The organism is Stenotrophomonas sp. YJH_SMC_40 (assembly GCF_059368615.1).
Genome location: NZ_JCAFRX010000011.1, coordinates 77,774 through 93,395 on the forward strand (window position 1 = coordinate 77,774; position 15,622 = coordinate 93,395).

At 67.3% G+C, this 15,622-nt stretch carries 11 protein-coding genes; 8 read left to right on the plus strand and 3 right to left on the minus strand.

The window, feature by feature from the left end; translation table 11 throughout:
* The first annotated feature begins 118 nt into the window (after positions 1 to 118).
* The 3 genes from AC5P6X_RS18760 (at position 119) to mdtD (ending at position 2,969) form a co-directional block, all read left to right on the plus strand.
* Positions 119 to 358 carry a WGR domain-containing protein gene (locus AC5P6X_RS18760; RefSeq protein ID WP_005410666.1) on the plus strand — a complete coding sequence of 80 codons (240 nt, stop codon included), beginning with the start codon at positions 119 to 121 and terminating at the stop codon, positions 356 to 358.
* Between the two features lie 26 nt (positions 359 to 384).
* The gene (hemE, locus tag AC5P6X_RS18765; protein WP_049450984.1) at positions 385 to 1,467 is read left to right on the plus strand and encodes a uroporphyrinogen decarboxylase; all 1,083 of its coding nucleotides are present in this window, start codon (positions 385 to 387) and stop codon (positions 1,465 to 1,467) included.
* 92 nt (positions 1,468 to 1,559) lie between these two features.
* Positions 1,560 to 2,969, plus strand: a complete 1,410-nt coding sequence (mdtD, locus tag AC5P6X_RS18770) for a multidrug transporter subunit MdtD (protein ID WP_010482759.1) — start codon at positions 1,560 to 1,562, stop codon at positions 2,967 to 2,969.
* Between the two features lie 515 nt (positions 2,970 to 3,484).
* Here mdtD and AC5P6X_RS18775 read toward each other — a convergent pair.
* Positions 3,485 to 7,012, minus strand: coding sequence for a hybrid sensor histidine kinase/response regulator (locus AC5P6X_RS18775; RefSeq protein ID WP_099474504.1), 3,528 nt, complete (start codon positions 7,010 to 7,012; stop codon positions 3,485 to 3,487).
* A gap of 94 nt (positions 7,013 to 7,106) precedes the next feature.
* Positions 7,107 to 10,649, minus strand: a complete 3,543-nt coding sequence (locus AC5P6X_RS18780) for a sensor histidine kinase (protein WP_049451505.1) — start codon at positions 10,647 to 10,649, stop codon at positions 7,107 to 7,109.
* A 164-nt stretch (positions 10,650 to 10,813) separates the two neighbouring features.
* Between AC5P6X_RS18780 and AC5P6X_RS18785 the strand changes: the two genes are divergently transcribed.
* Genes AC5P6X_RS18785 through AC5P6X_RS18795 form a run of 3 tightly spaced genes read left to right on the plus strand, consistent with a single transcriptional unit; the run spans position 10,814 to position 12,605 of the window.
* Positions 10,814 to 11,446: a YceI family protein gene (locus tag AC5P6X_RS18785; protein WP_043034508.1), complete on the plus strand. Its 633-nt coding sequence runs from the start codon at positions 10,814 to 10,816 to the stop codon at positions 11,444 to 11,446.
* A 10-nt stretch (positions 11,447 to 11,456) separates the two neighbouring features.
* Positions 11,457 to 12,029, plus strand: coding sequence for a cytochrome b (locus AC5P6X_RS18790; protein ID WP_005410672.1), 573 nt, complete (start codon positions 11,457 to 11,459; stop codon positions 12,027 to 12,029).
* Positions 12,030 to 12,032: 3 nt separating this feature from the next.
* Positions 12,033 to 12,605, plus strand: a complete 573-nt coding sequence (locus tag AC5P6X_RS18795) for a YceI family protein (protein ID WP_005414145.1) — start codon at positions 12,033 to 12,035, stop codon at positions 12,603 to 12,605.
* 71 nt (positions 12,606 to 12,676) lie between these two features.
* Here AC5P6X_RS18795 and AC5P6X_RS18800 read toward each other — a convergent pair whose 3' ends face one another.
* Positions 12,677 to 12,907 (minus strand): glutaredoxin family protein, encoded by a 231-nt coding sequence (locus tag AC5P6X_RS18800; protein WP_032966073.1) that lies wholly within the window; start codon positions 12,905 to 12,907, stop codon positions 12,677 to 12,679.
* Between the two features lie 100 nt (positions 12,908 to 13,007).
* Between AC5P6X_RS18800 and AC5P6X_RS18805 the strand changes: the two genes are divergently transcribed.
* Both AC5P6X_RS18805 and AC5P6X_RS18810 read left to right on the plus strand, forming a co-directional pair.
* Positions 13,008 to 14,390 carry an L-serine ammonia-lyase gene (locus tag AC5P6X_RS18805; RefSeq protein ID WP_024956918.1) on the plus strand — a complete coding sequence of 461 codons (1,383 nt, stop codon included), beginning with the start codon at positions 13,008 to 13,010 and terminating at the stop codon, positions 14,388 to 14,390.
* Between the two features lie 217 nt (positions 14,391 to 14,607).
* Positions 14,608 to 15,603 (plus strand): alpha/beta fold hydrolase, encoded by a 996-nt coding sequence (locus tag AC5P6X_RS18810; protein ID WP_108270182.1) that lies wholly within the window; start codon positions 14,608 to 14,610, stop codon positions 15,601 to 15,603.
* Positions 15,604 to 15,622: the final 19 nt, after the last annotated feature.

Consider the following 15,622-nt stretch of genomic DNA (forward strand, 5'->3'; position numbering starts at 1 on the left):
ATCAACGAGGAAGCCGGCCAGCAGCCGGCACTACCGGGCTGCGCGGCAGGATTGCCGGCCAGCGGCCGGCACGACCGCGTTGCGGCCGGGGTCACCCTGGCCCCGCTACAATCGGCCCATGCACGTCTACCTGCAACATCCCGACGCCGGTGCGCAGGCACCGCGCTTCCTGCGCCTGAGCCTGCAGCCGGACCTGTTCGGCGGCTGGGAGCTGCTGCGCGAGAGCGGCCGCGTCGGCAACCGCTCGCAGCTGCGGCGCGAGCTGTTCCTGCAGGCTGACGAAGCCCGTCATGCCTTCGAGAAGGCCCGCGATGCCGAACTGCATCGCGGCTTCCAGATCCTCTCGCACGGCGACTGACGCCGCTGCCAACTTTCGTCCAAGGAATGCCCATCGTGACCAGCCCTCTCCGCAACGATCGCCTGCTGCGCGCCCTGCGCCGCGAACCGGTGGACTGCACCCCCGTCTGGCTGATGCGCCAGGCCGGCCGTTACCTGCCGGAGTACCGCGCAACCCGGGCCAAGGCCGGCAGCTTCCTGGCCATGGCCAAGAACCCGGAGATCGCCTGCGAAGTCACGCTGCAGCCGCTGCGCCGATTCCCGCTGGACGCAGCCATCCTGTTCTCGGACATCCTCACCATTCCCGATGCGATGGGCCTGGAGCTCTACTTTGTTGAAGGCGAAGGCCCGAAGTTCCGTCATCCGGTGCGTGACGAAGCGGCCATCGCCCGGCTGGCGGTACCGGACATGGAGCAGGACCTGGGCTATGTGATGGACGCAGTGCGCCTGATCCGTCGGGAGCTGGACGGCCAGGTACCGTTGATCGGCTTCTCCGGCAGCCCCTGGACACTGGCCTGCTACATGGTGGAAGGCGGCGGCAGCAAGGATTTCGCGCGCATCAAGGCAATGGCGCTGAACCATCCGCAGGCCCTGCACCGCCTGCTGGAGGTCACCACCGACGCGGTGATTGCGTACCTGGGCGCGCAGCGCGCGGCCGGTGCGCAGGCGCTGCAGGTGTTCGACACCTGGGGCGGCGTGCTGTCGCCGGCCATGTACCGCGAGTTCTCGCTGCGCTACCTGCAGCGCATCGCCGAGGACCTGGAGCGCGGCGAAGGCAGCGAGCGCACGCCGCTGATCCTGTTCGGCAAGGGTACCGGCCTGCACCTGGAAGCGCTGTCGCAGACCGGCGCCGATGCACTGGGCCTGGACTGGACGCTGGACCTGGACGAGGCGATGCGCCGCACCGGTGGCCGCGTCGCGCTGCAGGGCAACCTCGACCCGACCACGCTGTACGCCTCGCCGGATGCGATCGCCGCAGCCGCAGCGCGGGTGCTCGACACCTACGCCGCCGGCAATGGCGGTTCGCGCGAGGGCCACGTGTTCAACCTCGGCCACGGCATGTCGCCGGACATGGACCCGGCCCACGTGCAGGTGCTGGTCGACGCGGTGCACGCGCACAGCCAGCGCTGAGCATTCGGCATACGGTTGCGGCGCGATGTTGATCGCGCCGTGACCCACAGTGCGCGATCATGGCATCCCCCACGCTGCACCGGCCGCACCCCATGTCCACATCGCCATCGACCTACAACCGCCAGCGCCCCCTGCTGTGGCTGGTGTCCTTGGCGATCTTCATGCAGATGCTGGACTCGACCATCGTCAACACGGCATTGCCGGCGATGGCGGCCAGCCTGGGCGAAAGCCCGCTGCAGATGCAGTCGGTGGTGTTCAGCTACGCGCTGGCGGTGGCCACCTTCATTCCCGCCTCGGGCTGGATCGCTGACCGCTACGGCACCCGTCGCACCTTCCTGGTGGCGATCATTCTGTTCACCCTCGGCTCGCTGGCCTGCGCGCTGGCCCAGCACCTGCACCAGCTGGTCGGTGCGCGCGTGCTGCAGGGCATCGGCGGCGCAATGCTGTTGCCGGTCGGCCGGCTGGCAGTGATGCGATCAGTGCCGCGCGAGGATTTCCTGCGCGCGATGAGCTTCATCGCCATCCCGGCCCTGGTCGGCCCGCTGATCGGCCCCACGCTGGGCGGCTGGCTGGTGGAGATCGCCTCGTGGCACTGGGTGTTCCTGATCAACCTGCCGATCGGCGTGATCGGATTCATCGCCGCGATGAAGATCATGCCCGACCACTACGCCAGCCATCGCACCCGTTTCGACCTGCGTGGCTACATCATGCTGGCCTTCGCGATGGTGGTGCTGTCACTGGCGCTGGACGGCATCTCCGGACTGGGCACGCCACACGCGCTGGTGATGCTGATGACCGTTGCAGGGCTGGCGGCGCTGGTGGGTTACTGGCTGCACGCTGCCAATTCGACGGCGCCGTTGTTCTCGCTGGCGCTGTTCCGCGTACCCAGCTACCGCATCGGCATTCTCGGCAATCTTTTCTCGCGCATCGGCAGCAGCGCCATGCCGATGCTGATCCCGTTGCTGCTGCAGGTCGGCCTGGGCCTGGGCCCGATGAACGCCGGCCTGATGATGGTGCCGGTGGCAGCCGCCGGCATGGTCTCAAAGAAGCTGGCGGTGAAGCTGGTGGAGCGCTACGGCTACCGCCGCGTGCTGATGGTCAACACCGTGCTGGTGGGCCTGGCGATGGCCAGCTTCATCCTGATGACACCTGGCCAGCACCTGGCCTGGCGCCTGCTGCAGCTGGCGTTCTTCGGCGCGGTCAATTCGCTGCAGTTCACCGTGATGAACACCGTGACCCTGCGCGATCTGGACCGTGAGTTCGCCAGTTCCGGCAACAGCCTGCTGTCGATGGTGATGATGCTCGCCGCCGGCTTTGGTGCTGCTGCGGCCGGCAGCCTGCTGGCCGCGTTCGGCAACCACCTGGACAGCAACAGCGCCACCGCCGCGCTGCATGCCACGTTCCTGTGCGTGGGCGCGATCACCCTGACCTCGACGATGATCTTCTGGCAGCTGCCCGATACCAAGCCGGAGCCACGGCAGGTCGAACACGTTGCGGAGTGAGGGTGGTTCGGCAGGGCCTGCGGCCCTGCACCTGCAGAGGCTTCAAGCCAAGGCAACAGCCGAAGCAAAAGCTGGCGTCCTGCGGGATGGCGGGGTGGATCCGTTTGCGGGAGACGCCGTAAACCCATCCCTGGGGGCTTGGCCGCGGCATCCATGCCGCGGACACGCCCGCAACCGGACCCACCCCGCCTTCGACAGAATTCTGCGATCTGCAGTAGATCCACGCCATGCGTGGATGAATCTCTATCGAGATCGAATATGTCGAATTGAGATCGAAAAGCATCCACGCATGGCGTGGATCTACCCGATCGCGAAAATCTGTCAGAGGTGGGGCGGTGTGGGCTTGCAGGACCGTTGGCGCCATGGATGGCGCCATCGAGCCCCCATGGACGGGTTTACGGCGTGTCCTGCAAGCCCACACCGCCCCACCACCCACGGAATGCCTGCTTTTGCCGTTGCTGTTGCCTTGGCTTGAAGCCTCTGCAGGTGCAGGGCTGCAAGCCCTGCAACAAACCCTACCTGCCCATCGCCTTGGCGATCGCTTCCACCAGCAGCTCACCGGTCACCGGCTTGCGCAGGAAACCACCGATGCCGGCCGCTTCCACCTGCTGCTGAAGGTCTGGATCGGTCCGTGCCGTCACGGCGAGCAGTGGCAGCATGTAGCCCTGGTTGCGCAGGTGCTGGGCCAGCTCGAAGCCGCTCAGGCCCGGCAGGTCCAGATCCAGCAGGCCGACGTCGAAATCCCCTGCGCTGATCTCGCGCAGTGCCGCCAGCGCATGGCCCGCATGCACCACTTCATGGCCGCGCGCACTCAACAGCCCGCGCACCACATCAGCCACGGTTGCATCATCCTCGACCAGCAGCACGCGCAATGGCGGCATGTTGGCCGCATCCTCGCGGTGCACTTCGCCCTCGGACTCTGCATTGGCATCGACCACCAGCGGCAACGGCAGGGTCACGCCAAAACACGTGCCGCGGCCGAGCTGGCTCTCGACCTGGATACGCCCCTGCATCGCCTGCGCCAGTTCGCGGCAGATCGCCAGGCCCAGGCCGCTGCCGCCGTACTGCGCCGCGGTGCGGGCGCCATCGGCCTGCTCGAAGCGGCGGAACAGGCGCTGCTGCTGTTCCTGGCTGATGCCTGGCCCGGTGTCGCGCACTTCGAAATGCAACGCGCGCAGCTCGCCGTCGCTGCGCGCATGCAGGGTGATGGTTCCGCGGCTGGTGAACTTGACCGCGTTGGAGAGCAGGTTGAGCAGGATCTGCCTTACCCGCATCGCATCGCCGGTCGCCTGCAGGCCCGGCGGCAACTGGTTGTCGAGGGTGAAGCGCAGGCCCTTCTGCGCTGCCAGCGGTCCCATCAGCGCGGCCAGGTCCTGCAGCAGGCAGCTCAGCGCGAACGGCTTGGACTGCAGCTCCAGCCGTCCGGATTCGATCCGTGCCAGGTCCAGTGCATCGTTGACCAGGTGAAGCAGGTGTTCGCCGGCGTGCCGGATCGACTGCGTGTAACCGCGCTGCTGCGGGTCCAGCGGCGAGGCCAGCAGCAGTTCGCTCATGCCGAGCACACCGGTCATCGGCGTGCGGATTTCGTGGCCGAGATTGGCCAGGAAGCGGGTCTTGGCCGCCGAGGCCTGTTCGGCCAGTTCCTGTTTATGCAGTGCCAGCTGATAGGCATGGCGCCGCTGCAGGCGACGGCGATACAACCAGGCAAACCAACTGGTCAGCAGAAGCGCGATCGAGGCCAGCACCAGCAGCCCGGACAGGCTGCGCCACCACGGTGGCTGTACACGGAATTCCAGGCTCTGCACCCGGGACCAGACATGGTCGGCCGAGCGCGCCTGTACCTCCAGGCGGTAGCTGCCCGGCGGCAGGCGCGAGAACAGGCGCTCACCGGCCGGCCCCACTTCCACCCAATCGGGGTCGTAGCCGGCCAGGCGGTAGCGGTAGCTGTTGGAGGCCGAATCGGCGAATGACAACAGTCGCGCGACGATGCGCAGGTCACGGTCACCATCGGCAATCTGCAAGGGCGTGTCGTGGGTCAGGTCGAGTACCTGCTCGTTGCGGCGGACTTCGACCCGTTCGATCACCAACGGCGCCCGCCGCACCGACGGCCGCACCTGTTCCGGGTCGAACACCACCACGCCGGCCGGGGTACCGGCCACCAGATGGCCATCGCCGGACATCGTCAACGTGTGCTCGCGGAACTCCTGGCTGGGCAGGCCGTCGTGCACGCCGTACAGGCGCACGCTCTGCCCGTCGGCGCCAACCCGGACCAGGCCGCGCGCACTGGTGGCCCAGGCCACGCCCTGTGCATCGACCACCAGCCCGGAGGCGGAGATTGCCGGGTAGCCCTGCTCCGCGCCGACAACGGCCTGCCGTTCAAGCCGGCCCTGGCTCCAGCGGTAGCGCGACAGGCGGCCATCCTCCGACAGCCAGACCTGGCCATCGCGGCCCACGTGCAACGCATGGATCGCGGTCGCCGGCGCGCCCGGCACCGGCTGGAAGCGCTCGCTTTCCGGCAGCCACTGCAGCAGGCCACGGCTACTGGCCAGCCAGATGTGGTCCTGCGGCCCGCATTCCACATCCAGGTTGAGCTGGCCCTGCTGCAGGCCGCGCTGGCCGTTTTCCAACTGGCGGCGCAGGCGACCGTCGAGGTCACGCTGCTGCAGGCCTGCAGGCAACATCAACCACAGGCTGTCGCCGTCACAGGTCATCATCGACTCGATGACCCCTTCCATGGTCGCGTCGGCCCCGGCATCACGGCCCCAGCGACGTAGCTCACGTCGCTTCGGGTCATAGCGCAGCAACGCATCGGTCGAGCCGATCCAGACCTGGCCACGGCGATCCTCGCGTACCGAGGACAGCCAGTACATGCCATTGACCCAGGTGCGGTGCTGCTCGATCTTGCCGGTCCTGGGATCGAACCGGTCCAGCGCGCCGTGGCTGCCGACCGTCCAGATGCCGCCATTGCTGGAAGGGCTGGTGCCGAGCACGAAGGCATTGCGCAGCGAACCGGTGTCGTCCTCCAATCGCGACAGCACCGAGAACTGCCACCAGCGCGGCAGCAGATGCCACAGGCCGGCATTGGTACTGGCCAACCAGATGCCGCCTTCGCGGTCCTCGTAAGCGCCCGTCCAGTTCGGCCGCACCGGCCCGCGCGCAACGGCGCTGTACAGCGGAACGGTCTGGTACTGCCCATCCACGGCCCGACCAAGCCCGGTACGGGTATCCAACCAATGCCCGCCCTGTTCATCGCGCAGCATCATGCCGAGCACCTGCTCGCCCGGCGGCAGTTTCCAGGGCGGCGATTCAAAACGCCCGTCGGGGCGACGCACCGTGGCGCCGGCCATCGTACTGATCCACAGGCTGCCATCGGGTTCGCTGGTCAACCCATTGATCAGCAGGCTGGGAATGACGTCGGTGCCGACCCGCTCGAAGTCGGTGCCGGTCCAGCGCGCCACGCCATGCTTGGTGCCGACCCACAGGCTGCCATCGGCCAGCGTAGCCAGGTACGGCACCGAGGCGGCAGGCAGGCTGCGCGGATTGTTGGCCTCGGGCAGGAAACGCTGCAGGCGGTCCTGGCTGTCCAGCCGGTACAGCCCACCTTCGTGGGTCCCGAACCAGATCGCACCGTCCGGCGTGGTCGCCAGGCTCCAGACCGTGTTGGTCCCCATCAACGGCTGGCTGCTGCGGTCGTAGAAATGCAGCTGGCGGCGGTCGGCCGACATCCGTACCAGGCCCGCGTTCTCGGTCCCGATCCAGAGCTGGTTGCGCGCATCGACCAGGACCGTCCAGATGCGGTTGTCGCGCAGGCCATCCTCAGAACGCCAGATCCGGTAGTTGCGCCCGTCGTAACGGGCCAGGCCGTCGTTGGTGGCGATCCACAGGTAGCCATAGCGGTCTTCGGCCATGCGGTTGACGGTATTGGACGGCAGGCCGTCGAATACCGTCACCTGGCGCGGGCTCGGTGGCACCGGCTGCGCGGCAGCGGGTGACAGGCCGCACAGGAGGATCAGCAGCAGCATTGCCGCCCGCAGATACACCACCGATTGCCTCCTCACGCTGCCTGATGATTCCCGCGCCGCGGGCGTCGGCATGGTAAACCGAAAGTCGCGCCGTTCACGCCCCGCGTCGACGTTTTCAAGTTGTGGTCTGTCGTTTGGCGCGAGCCTGGATGATCGCTGCCACCAGCATGTCGCCGGTCACCGGCTTGCGCAGGAAACCATCGAAACCGGCAGCGAGCACCTGCGATTCGGCATACGCATCGGAGCGGGCGGTCACCGCCACCAGTGGCAGTTCGTAGCCCAGGGTGCGCAGCTGGCGGGCGATCGCAGTGCCGTCCAGCGCAGGCAGGTCGAGATCGAGCAGGCCGACATCGAAGCCGTCGGTAGCGATCTCCGACAAAGCCCCCAGGCCATGCAGCACATGCACCACCTCATGGCCGCGGCTGCGCAGCAGGCCGGCGATGACCTCGGCCACGGTGGCATCGTCCTCCACCAGCAGGATGCGCAGTGGCGCCAGCATCGGCAGTGCCGGCGCTTCGCCCGTGGCGGCTGCCTGCCGGGTCCAGGGCAGCGGCAACCGCACCCGGAAACGCGCGCCCTTGCCTGGCTGGCTGTCCACTTCGATGCGCCCGCCCATCGCCACGGCCAGCTCCTGGCAGATCGCCAGGCCCAGCCCGCTTCCACCATAGCGCGAGGCCGTGCGCGGCCCCTCCGCCTGTTCGAATCGGTGGAACAGCCGCTCCTGCTGCTCGGCATTGATACCCGGACCACTGTCGTGCACTTCGAAGCAGAGACCGCCGCCGTTCTCTTCCAGGTGCACGGCCAGGCCGACATGACCGCGCTCGGTGAACTTGATGGCATTGCCCAGCAGGTTGAGCAGGATCTGCCGCACGCGCATCTCGTCGCCACTGACGCTGATCGGGCCGGGCGGATCGTCGCCACGCTGGAAATCCAGCTTGCGCTGTTTCGCCATGGGCTGCATCAGCGCCTGCACCTGGTCGAGCAGTCCGGCCAGGTCGAACGGACGCAGATCCAGCTCCAGTCGACCGGCTTCGATGCGCGCGAGGTCCAGCGCATCGTTGACCAACCGCAGCAGATGGCTGCCGGCCTGCTGGATGGAGCCGGCATAGCTGCGCTGCACCGGGTCCAGCGGTGTGGCCAGCAGCAACTCGCTCATGCCAAGCACGCCGGTCATCGGCGTGCGCACTTCATGCCCCAGCGTGGCCAGGAACCGGCTCTTGGCCTGCGAGGCCTGTTCGGCCAGCTCCTGCTTGTGCACGGTCAGCTGCCATTGCTGGCGACGGCGCAGGCGCGCACGGATCGACCAGACCAGGACGAGCAGCAGCAGCGAACCGATCAGGATGTAGCCGAAGATCGCCATGCCGCTGCGCCACCAGGGTGGCAGCACCTTCACCTGCAGCTGCTGCGAAGGCGTCCATGCACCATTGGCGGTGGCCGCCTGCACTTCGATGACGTAGCTGCCGGTCGGCAGTCGCGACAGCGTGCGCTGGCCGTCGCCGCCCTGCTCCACCCAGTTCTGGTCATACCCGCGTACCCGGAAGCGGTAGCGGTTGCCCTGGGGATTGGCATACGACAACAACCGTGCATCGATCTGCAGGTCGCGATCATCCGGTCCCAGCAGCAGGGTGCCGGTATTCGGCAGCGGCTGCCAGCCGCGTGCATCGTCGCGGCGCACGCGCACCTCGGCAATCACCAGCGACGACCCGGGCAGCACCACGTCGTCGGCATTCACGTCGAATGCAACCAGGCCGGTCTGGGCAACGGCCAGAACGCGACCATCGGCATTCACCGCTGGCGGCCGGCTGGTGAACTCGGCATCGGACAGGCCATCGCGTTCATTGAACAACTGCAGGCGTCGTGCTTTCGGGTCCCAGCGCAGCAGGCCGCGCGGCGTGGTCGCCCACACCCGGCCATTGTCGGCCAATGCCAGGCCCCCCATGCTGACCGGCGGCACACCGGCGCTTCCATCAATGCGCTGGATCAGGCGCAGGCTCATGCCATCCCACTGGTAGCGCTCCAGCGCGCCCTGGCGGGCCAGCCACAACTGCTGCGGATCAACCCACACCAGGTCGTAGATCAGCCCGCGCGAGACTCCCGGCACTGCTTCGAAGCGACCAGCCTGCTCACGCCAGATGCCCATGTCGCCCATCACCCACGCCTTGCCATGGGCATCGAAGCGGATCTGCTCGATGGGTGAGTCGGCCGCCTTGCGGAAATCGTCGAGAGGATAGCTGCGCAGCACCCGGCCCTCCGCACTGCGCTGCTGCAGGCCCAGGTTCATCACCGAAAGCCAGACCGTGCCATCGGGTGCCTGCCGCATCAGGTCGATGCGCTGGCGCAGATCGGCGCCTCCACCGATGTGCCAGTCGTGCAGCGCGCGGGTGGCCGGGTCATACACGCTGATGCGGCCGGCACGCCCCAGCCACAGGCGCCCGTCCGACCGCGGCAGTACCGACCACACCGCACCGCTGCCGATCTCGCGGTCGCTGGCCAGCAGGCGCAACGTGCCATGCGCGTCCAGCTGATACACGCCGTGCGCCGAACCCACGTAGTAGTTCTGGCCATCACTGGCCGCGCCCAGCAGGTACTGGCTGTCCAGCGGCTTGCCATCGAGCTGGTTCCAGATCGAGAAGCGGCGCCAGTCCGGCGGGAGGTAGGCCAGTCCCTGGGTCAGCAGGGCGACCCACAATCCGCCCTCATGGTCCTGCAGCAGATCGAGCACACCGCTCTGTGCAGTGAGGAACCCACTGCCGCGGTCGCCGTCGAGCCGCCATAGCGCACTTGCGTCGCCACGCAGCAGGCCATCGGACGTGCCCGCCCAGTAGCCGCCCTGGCGATCGGCCAGCACCAGCGCCGAGCGCAGGCCGGCGCTGTCGCTCCAGCGCGGACGACTGACCCGGTCCTGCGCATCGATGCGGTACAGGCCATCGTTCTGGCTGCCGACCCAGATCGAGCCATCCGGATCGCGGCTCATCCGCAGCACGCTCAATGCGCCCAGCGCGTGCGGTGCCACGGGCTCGAAGTCACGGCCATTCCAGCGTGCGACGCCGGCCTCGGTACCGATCCACAGGCGCCCGCGCGCATCGACCAGACTGCTGTAGATGGTGTTGCTGGGCAGGCCGTCGGCACGGGCCGGGTCGTGCTTGAAGAAGCGCAGGCTGCCGTCCTCCCCGAACCGGCAGATACCCTGGCTGCTGGTGCCGATCCACAACGCATCCCCGGCATAGGCCAGCGTCCAGAACTGGCCCAGGCACGGACCATTGACCGCATCGAAGGTCTTGAACCGCTCGCGGTCGGCATCCAGGCGGGCCACGCCCTTGCCATTGATGCCCACCCACACACGGTCCAGCGGATCGACCAGCAGGGTCTCGATCTCGTTGCCGGGCAACGAGCCGGGCTGTTCCGGGTCATGTTCCCAGACCCGCAGCGAGCTGCCGTCGTAGCGCACCAGACCGCCATCGGTTGCGGCCCAGACATGGCCCTGGCGGTCCTCGGCCAGCGCCAGCACCATGCGTGAAGGCATGCCTTCGGCGGCACCGAAGCGCCGCAGGCGTGGTGTTTCTGCCATGTCCAGGGCTGCAGCCGCCGTGGCAGACGCCAACAGCAGCAGCCCCGTTGCCGCGATGCCCAGGCACCACAGGCGCCAGCTGCTCGTCATCCTGAACCCCCTGTCCTGTCCCGATTGTCACACAGGGCCGGGGTCATGGCTGCAACAGCCTGTTGCCGGGGCAGGACCACCACGAACTGTTGCAGCCATGCACGCATCCTTGGCAGGGGCCTGTGCGTATGATCACAGCGTCCCCCTTCCGGAGCCCGCCATCGATGCGTCCCTGCCTGGCCCTGCTGCCGATGCTGCTCGCCACCGCTCCCGCCTGGGCGGATGCAGATACCTATCGCCTCGATCCGGTGCACACGCGTGTGCTGTTCAGCATCGACCACGCGGGCTACTCGCAGGCGATGGGCACGGTCTCCGGCAGTGAGGGCCGCCTGCAGTTCGATCCCGACAACTGGCGCGAGGCCACACTGGATGTCGAGGTCCCCGTGTCGCGATTGGACCTTGGCGATGCCAAATGGAACCAGGCCACGCTGGCCCGCAGCCTTCTGGATGGCGAGCGTTTCCCGAAGGCACATTTCGTCTCCAGCCGGGTCGAACCGATCGATGCCAGGCGCGCCCGCGTGATCGGCACCCTGACCCTGCGCGGGGTCAGCCAGGAGATCACGCTGGACGTGACCCTCAACGCCATCAAGCGCTACCCCCTCCCCCCGTTCCGACGCACCGCCGGTTTTTCCGCCAGCACCACGCTGAGCCGGCGCGCGTTCGGCATCACCGCCTGGCCGGGCGTCATCGGTGATGCAGTACAGCTGAGGATCGAGGCTGAAGCCACCCTCGACCGCAGCGACGCCCCGGGAACTCCCGCTCCCGTTCCACACTCCGACCCCAAGACGGCCCCCTAGAGGACCCTTCATGACCGCCAAGAACACCCCCGCCGCCTGGGGGAGTGTCAGCCAGATCCTGCATTGGTTGATCGCATTGCTGATCCTCGCCCTGGGCGTGGTCGGCCTGACCATGGGCGAACTGCCCAAGACCCCCAAGTATTTCTGGGTCTATACCGCGCACAAGTCGATCGGCATCACCGTGCTGGCGCTCGTGCTCTTCCGCCTCGGCTGGCGCCTGTATGCCGGTGCCCCCAAGCCGGTGCCGGGCGTGCCCAGCTGGCAGGAACGCATCGCCAGTGCCACCCACGTGCTGCTGTATGTGCTGATGTTCGCCATCCCGCTGTCGGGCTGGCTGTACGACTCGGCCAGCGGCCTGCGCCCGTTCCGCTGGTTCGGCCTGGTCGACGTGCCCAAGCTGAGCGGTCCCGACCCGCAGGTGGTCGCGGTATCGCATGCCATCCACGAGTACGGCTTCTGGCTGTTGATCGCGGTGGTGCTGGCCCATGCCGGCGCTGCCTTCTACCACCACCTGTTCCAGCGCGATGCGACCTTGTCCCGCATGTTGCCGCGCGGCTGGCTCGCCTCCCCTCAGAAGGACTGACCGATGAACCTGAAACTGACCACTCCGGCCGCCGTGGCCGCCGCCCTGGCCGGCATGCTGGCCACCACCCCGGTGTTCGCCGCCGACTACGCACAGGCGCCCGGCGCCGGCTCGATCCTGGTGTTCGCCACCAAGTACGACGGCGAAGTGTTCACCGGCAGCTTCCCGGGCTTTGCCACCAAGCTCAGTTTCGACCCGGCCAATCCGGCCGCCGGTTCGCTGGACGTGGTGATCCCGCTGGCCGGCGCCAAGAGCGGCAACAGCGACCGTGACTCGACCCTGCAGACCGCCGACTTCTTCAATGTTGGCAAGTTCGCAACCGCACGCTACACCGCCAAGGGCTTCCGCGCGGTGGGCAATGACCAGTTCGCCGCCGATGGCACACTGGAGCTGCGAGGCGTCAGCAAGCCGGTCACCCTCACCTTCACCTGGAAGCCGGGCACCCAGCCGGTGCTGACCGGCAAGGCCACGGTCAAGCGCCTGGACTTCGGCGTCGGCGGCGGCGACTGGGCCGACACCAAGACCATCCCGGACGAAACCGCGATCAGCACGATCGTGAAGTTCGACGCGAAATAAACCGCGTCTGGTAGTGCCGGCAGCTGGCCGGCATCACCGGGCATCGCGGGGTTGCCGGCCAGCGGCCGGCACTACCGAACGTCGGCCAGCCAGGCCTGGACCGTGGCCGCGTCGAACGGCCAGTCCAGCTCACGACCGCCAGTCTCGTCACGCAGCACCGGCACCCGCGCGCCGTAGCGCGCTTCCAGCGCAGGCTGGTCATCCAGGAACACCGATTCGAACTCCGGTGCCCGCGCCTTGGCCAGCTCGGCCAGGGCCATGTCGCACAGGTGGCAGTCATCGCGCTGGAACAGGGTCAACACCGGTTTTGCTCCCTCTGCCGAAATGCTGCGCCGCAGCCATGGAAGTGCGGCATGAACCGCTAGAATAGCGGTCTCCTCCGGCACCCGCAGTACGGCAACCATGGCTGTCAGCACGTTCGACGTTTTCAAGATCGGCATTGGCCCGAGCTCCTCGCACACCGTCGGGCCGATGAAGGCCGCCGAGCGATTCATCCATCGCTGGCTGCTTGACCCGGGCCGCCTGCACGAGGTCGCGCGCATCCGCGCCGATGTCTATGGCTCGCTGGCGCTGACCGGCCGCGGCCATGGCACCGACAAGGCGATCCTGCTGGGCCTGGAAGGCCAGCGGCCGAACCTGATCGATCCGGACATCATTCCGGCCACCCTGGAGCGCATCCGCAGCAGCAAGCGCATCCAGCTGATGGGCCAGCACGAGATCGCCTTCGACGAGAAGCGCGACCTCGGCATGAACAAGCGCCAGAAGCTGCCGTACCACACCAACGGCATGCGCTTCACCGCGTACAACGCGGAGGACGAGGTGATCGCCACCCGCGACTATTACTCGGTCGGTGGCGGCTTCGTGGTCAACCAGGATGATGCGGCCGATGACCGCATCGTGCCCGACGAGACCCCGCTGCCCTACCCGTTCAAGAGCGGCGACGAGCTGCTGGCGCAGACCGCGCGCAGCGGCCTGAGCATTGCCCAGCTGATGTTCGAGAACGAGAAGTGCTGGCGCAGCGAAGACGAGATCCGCGCCAACCTGCGCGAGATCTGGAGTGCGATGCAGTCGTGCGTGGCGCGCGGCATCCGCGAGGAAGGCGTGCTGCCGGGTGGCCTGAAGGTCGGCCGTCGTGCACCGGCGCTGTACCGCGAGCTGTCGTCGAAGCCGGAAGCAGCGATGCGCGATCCGCTGACCACGCTGGACTGGGTCAACCTGTACGCGCTGGCGGTGAACGAAGAGAACGCCGCCGGTGGTCGTGTGGTGACTGCGCCCACCAACGGCGCTGCCGGCGTGCTGCCGGCGGTGCTGCATTACTTCGACCGTTTCTGCCCCGGCGCCAACGAACAGCGCGTATTCGACTTCCTGCTGACCTCGGCAGCGATCGGCATCCTGTACAAGGAAAACGCCTCGATCTCCGGCGCCGAAGTGGGCTGCCAGGGCGAAGTGGGCGTGGCCTGCTCGATGGCGGCCGGTGGCCTGGTCGCAGCGCTGGGTGGCAACCCGAGCCAGATCGAGAATGCCGCGGAAATCGGCATGGAACACAACCTCGGCCTGACCTGTGATCCGATCGGCGGGCTGGTGCAGATCCCCTGCATCGAGCGCAATGCGATGGGCGCGGTGAAGGCGATCAATGCCTCGCGCATGGCGATGCGCGGCGACGGCAAGCACAAGGTGTCGCTGGACAAGGTGATCAAGACCATGCGCGATACCGGCCGCGACATGCAGGACAAGTACAAGGAAACCAGCCGTGGCGGCCTGGCGGTGAACGTCATCGAGTGTTGAGGTCGACCGGTCCCGGCGCGATGGCGCCGGGCCACAGGTAGAGTCGACCGTTGGTCGACTATCGCGCGCAGCGCGGGATTTTCGCTCGTTGTGGTGAAGGTAGTCGACTAACAGTCGACTCTACCCAGTCGACTCTACCTCGTCGCCCTTGCCGGGTCGGACGACACCGTCACTACGTTCCGGTTAGGCTCGGGGCTCCCCTATCCAGGACCGCCCCATGCGCGTGATCGCTGCCGCCCTGCTTGCCTGCCTTCCACTGCCTGCGCTGGCCGCGCCCACTTACGGGCCGCGGCTGGAGGGTTTCGACTACGGCTATCCGGTGAAGACCTTCGCGCTGGAATCGCAGCGGCAGCCGCTGGAAATGGCCTACCTCGACATCGCGCCGAAGAAGGCACCCATCGGCGTGGTGGTGCTGCTGCACGGCAAGAACTTCTGTGCCGCCACCTGGAAGGAATCGATCAAGCCACTGGTTGCCGCCGGCTACCGGGTGATCGCCCCGGACCAGGTGGGCTTCTGCAAATCCAGCAAGCCCGAGCGGTACCAGTATTCGTTCGCGCAGCTGGCCGCCAACACCCATGCCCTGCTGCAACAGCTGCAACTGGGTGATGTCCCGGTACACCTGGTCGGTCATTCGATGGGCGGCATGCTGGCGGTGCGCTATGCGCTGATGTTCCCGCAGGACCTGCGCAGCCTGTCACTGGTCAACCCGATCGGGCTGGAAGACTGGAAGGCGCTGGGTGTTCCCTGGCGCAGCGTGGACACGTGGTACGCCGGCGAAATGAACATCAGCTATGACAGCATCCGCCGCTACCAGCTGGATGTGTACTACGACGGCAAATGGAAGCCGGCGTATGAACCGTGGGCACGGATGCAGTCGGGCATGTACGAAGGGCCCGGCAAGCAGGCCGTTGCATGGAGCCAGGCACTGGCCTCGGACATGGTGTTCAACCAGCCGGTGGTCTACGAACTCAAGAATGTTCAGGTGCCGACCACGCTGTTCATCGGCCAGAAGGACCGCACCGCGATCGGTCGCGACCTGGCGCCACCAGCGGTGAAGGCGACGCTGGGCAACTATCCGGTGCTCGGGAAGGCGGCAGCCGCGGCGATTCCCGGCGCGACGCTGATCGAGTTCGCCGAACTGGGCCATTCGCCGCAGGTGCAGGACCCGAAGCAGTTCAACGCGGCGTTGCTGAAGGCATTGAAGGCGCATTGAACGGCAGCCCTCCCCTGTA

Coding starts and splice junctions, on each gene's coding strand:
- AC5P6X_RS18760 (WP_005410666.1), top strand. CDS start 119: ATGCACGTCTACCTGCAACATCCCGACGCCGGTGCGCAGGCACCGCGC.
- hemE (WP_049450984.1), top strand. CDS start 385: ATGCCCATCGTGACCAGCCCTCTCCGCAACGATCGCCTGCTGCGCGCC.
- mdtD (WP_010482759.1), top strand. CDS start 1,560: ATGTCCACATCGCCATCGACCTACAACCGCCAGCGCCCCCTGCTGTGG.
- AC5P6X_RS18780 (WP_049451505.1), bottom strand. CDS start 10,649: ATGACGAGCAGCTGGCGCCTGTGGTGCCTGGGCATCGCGGCAACGGGG.
- AC5P6X_RS18785 (WP_043034508.1), top strand. CDS start 10,814: ATGCGTCCCTGCCTGGCCCTGCTGCCGATGCTGCTCGCCACCGCTCCC.
- AC5P6X_RS18790 (WP_005410672.1), top strand. CDS start 11,457: ATGACCGCCAAGAACACCCCCGCCGCCTGGGGGAGTGTCAGCCAGATC.
- AC5P6X_RS18795 (WP_005414145.1), top strand. CDS start 12,033: ATGAACCTGAAACTGACCACTCCGGCCGCCGTGGCCGCCGCCCTGGCC.
- AC5P6X_RS18805 (WP_024956918.1), top strand. CDS start 13,008: ATGGCTGTCAGCACGTTCGACGTTTTCAAGATCGGCATTGGCCCGAGC.
- AC5P6X_RS18810 (WP_108270182.1), top strand. CDS start 14,608: ATGCGCGTGATCGCTGCCGCCCTGCTTGCCTGCCTTCCACTGCCTGCG.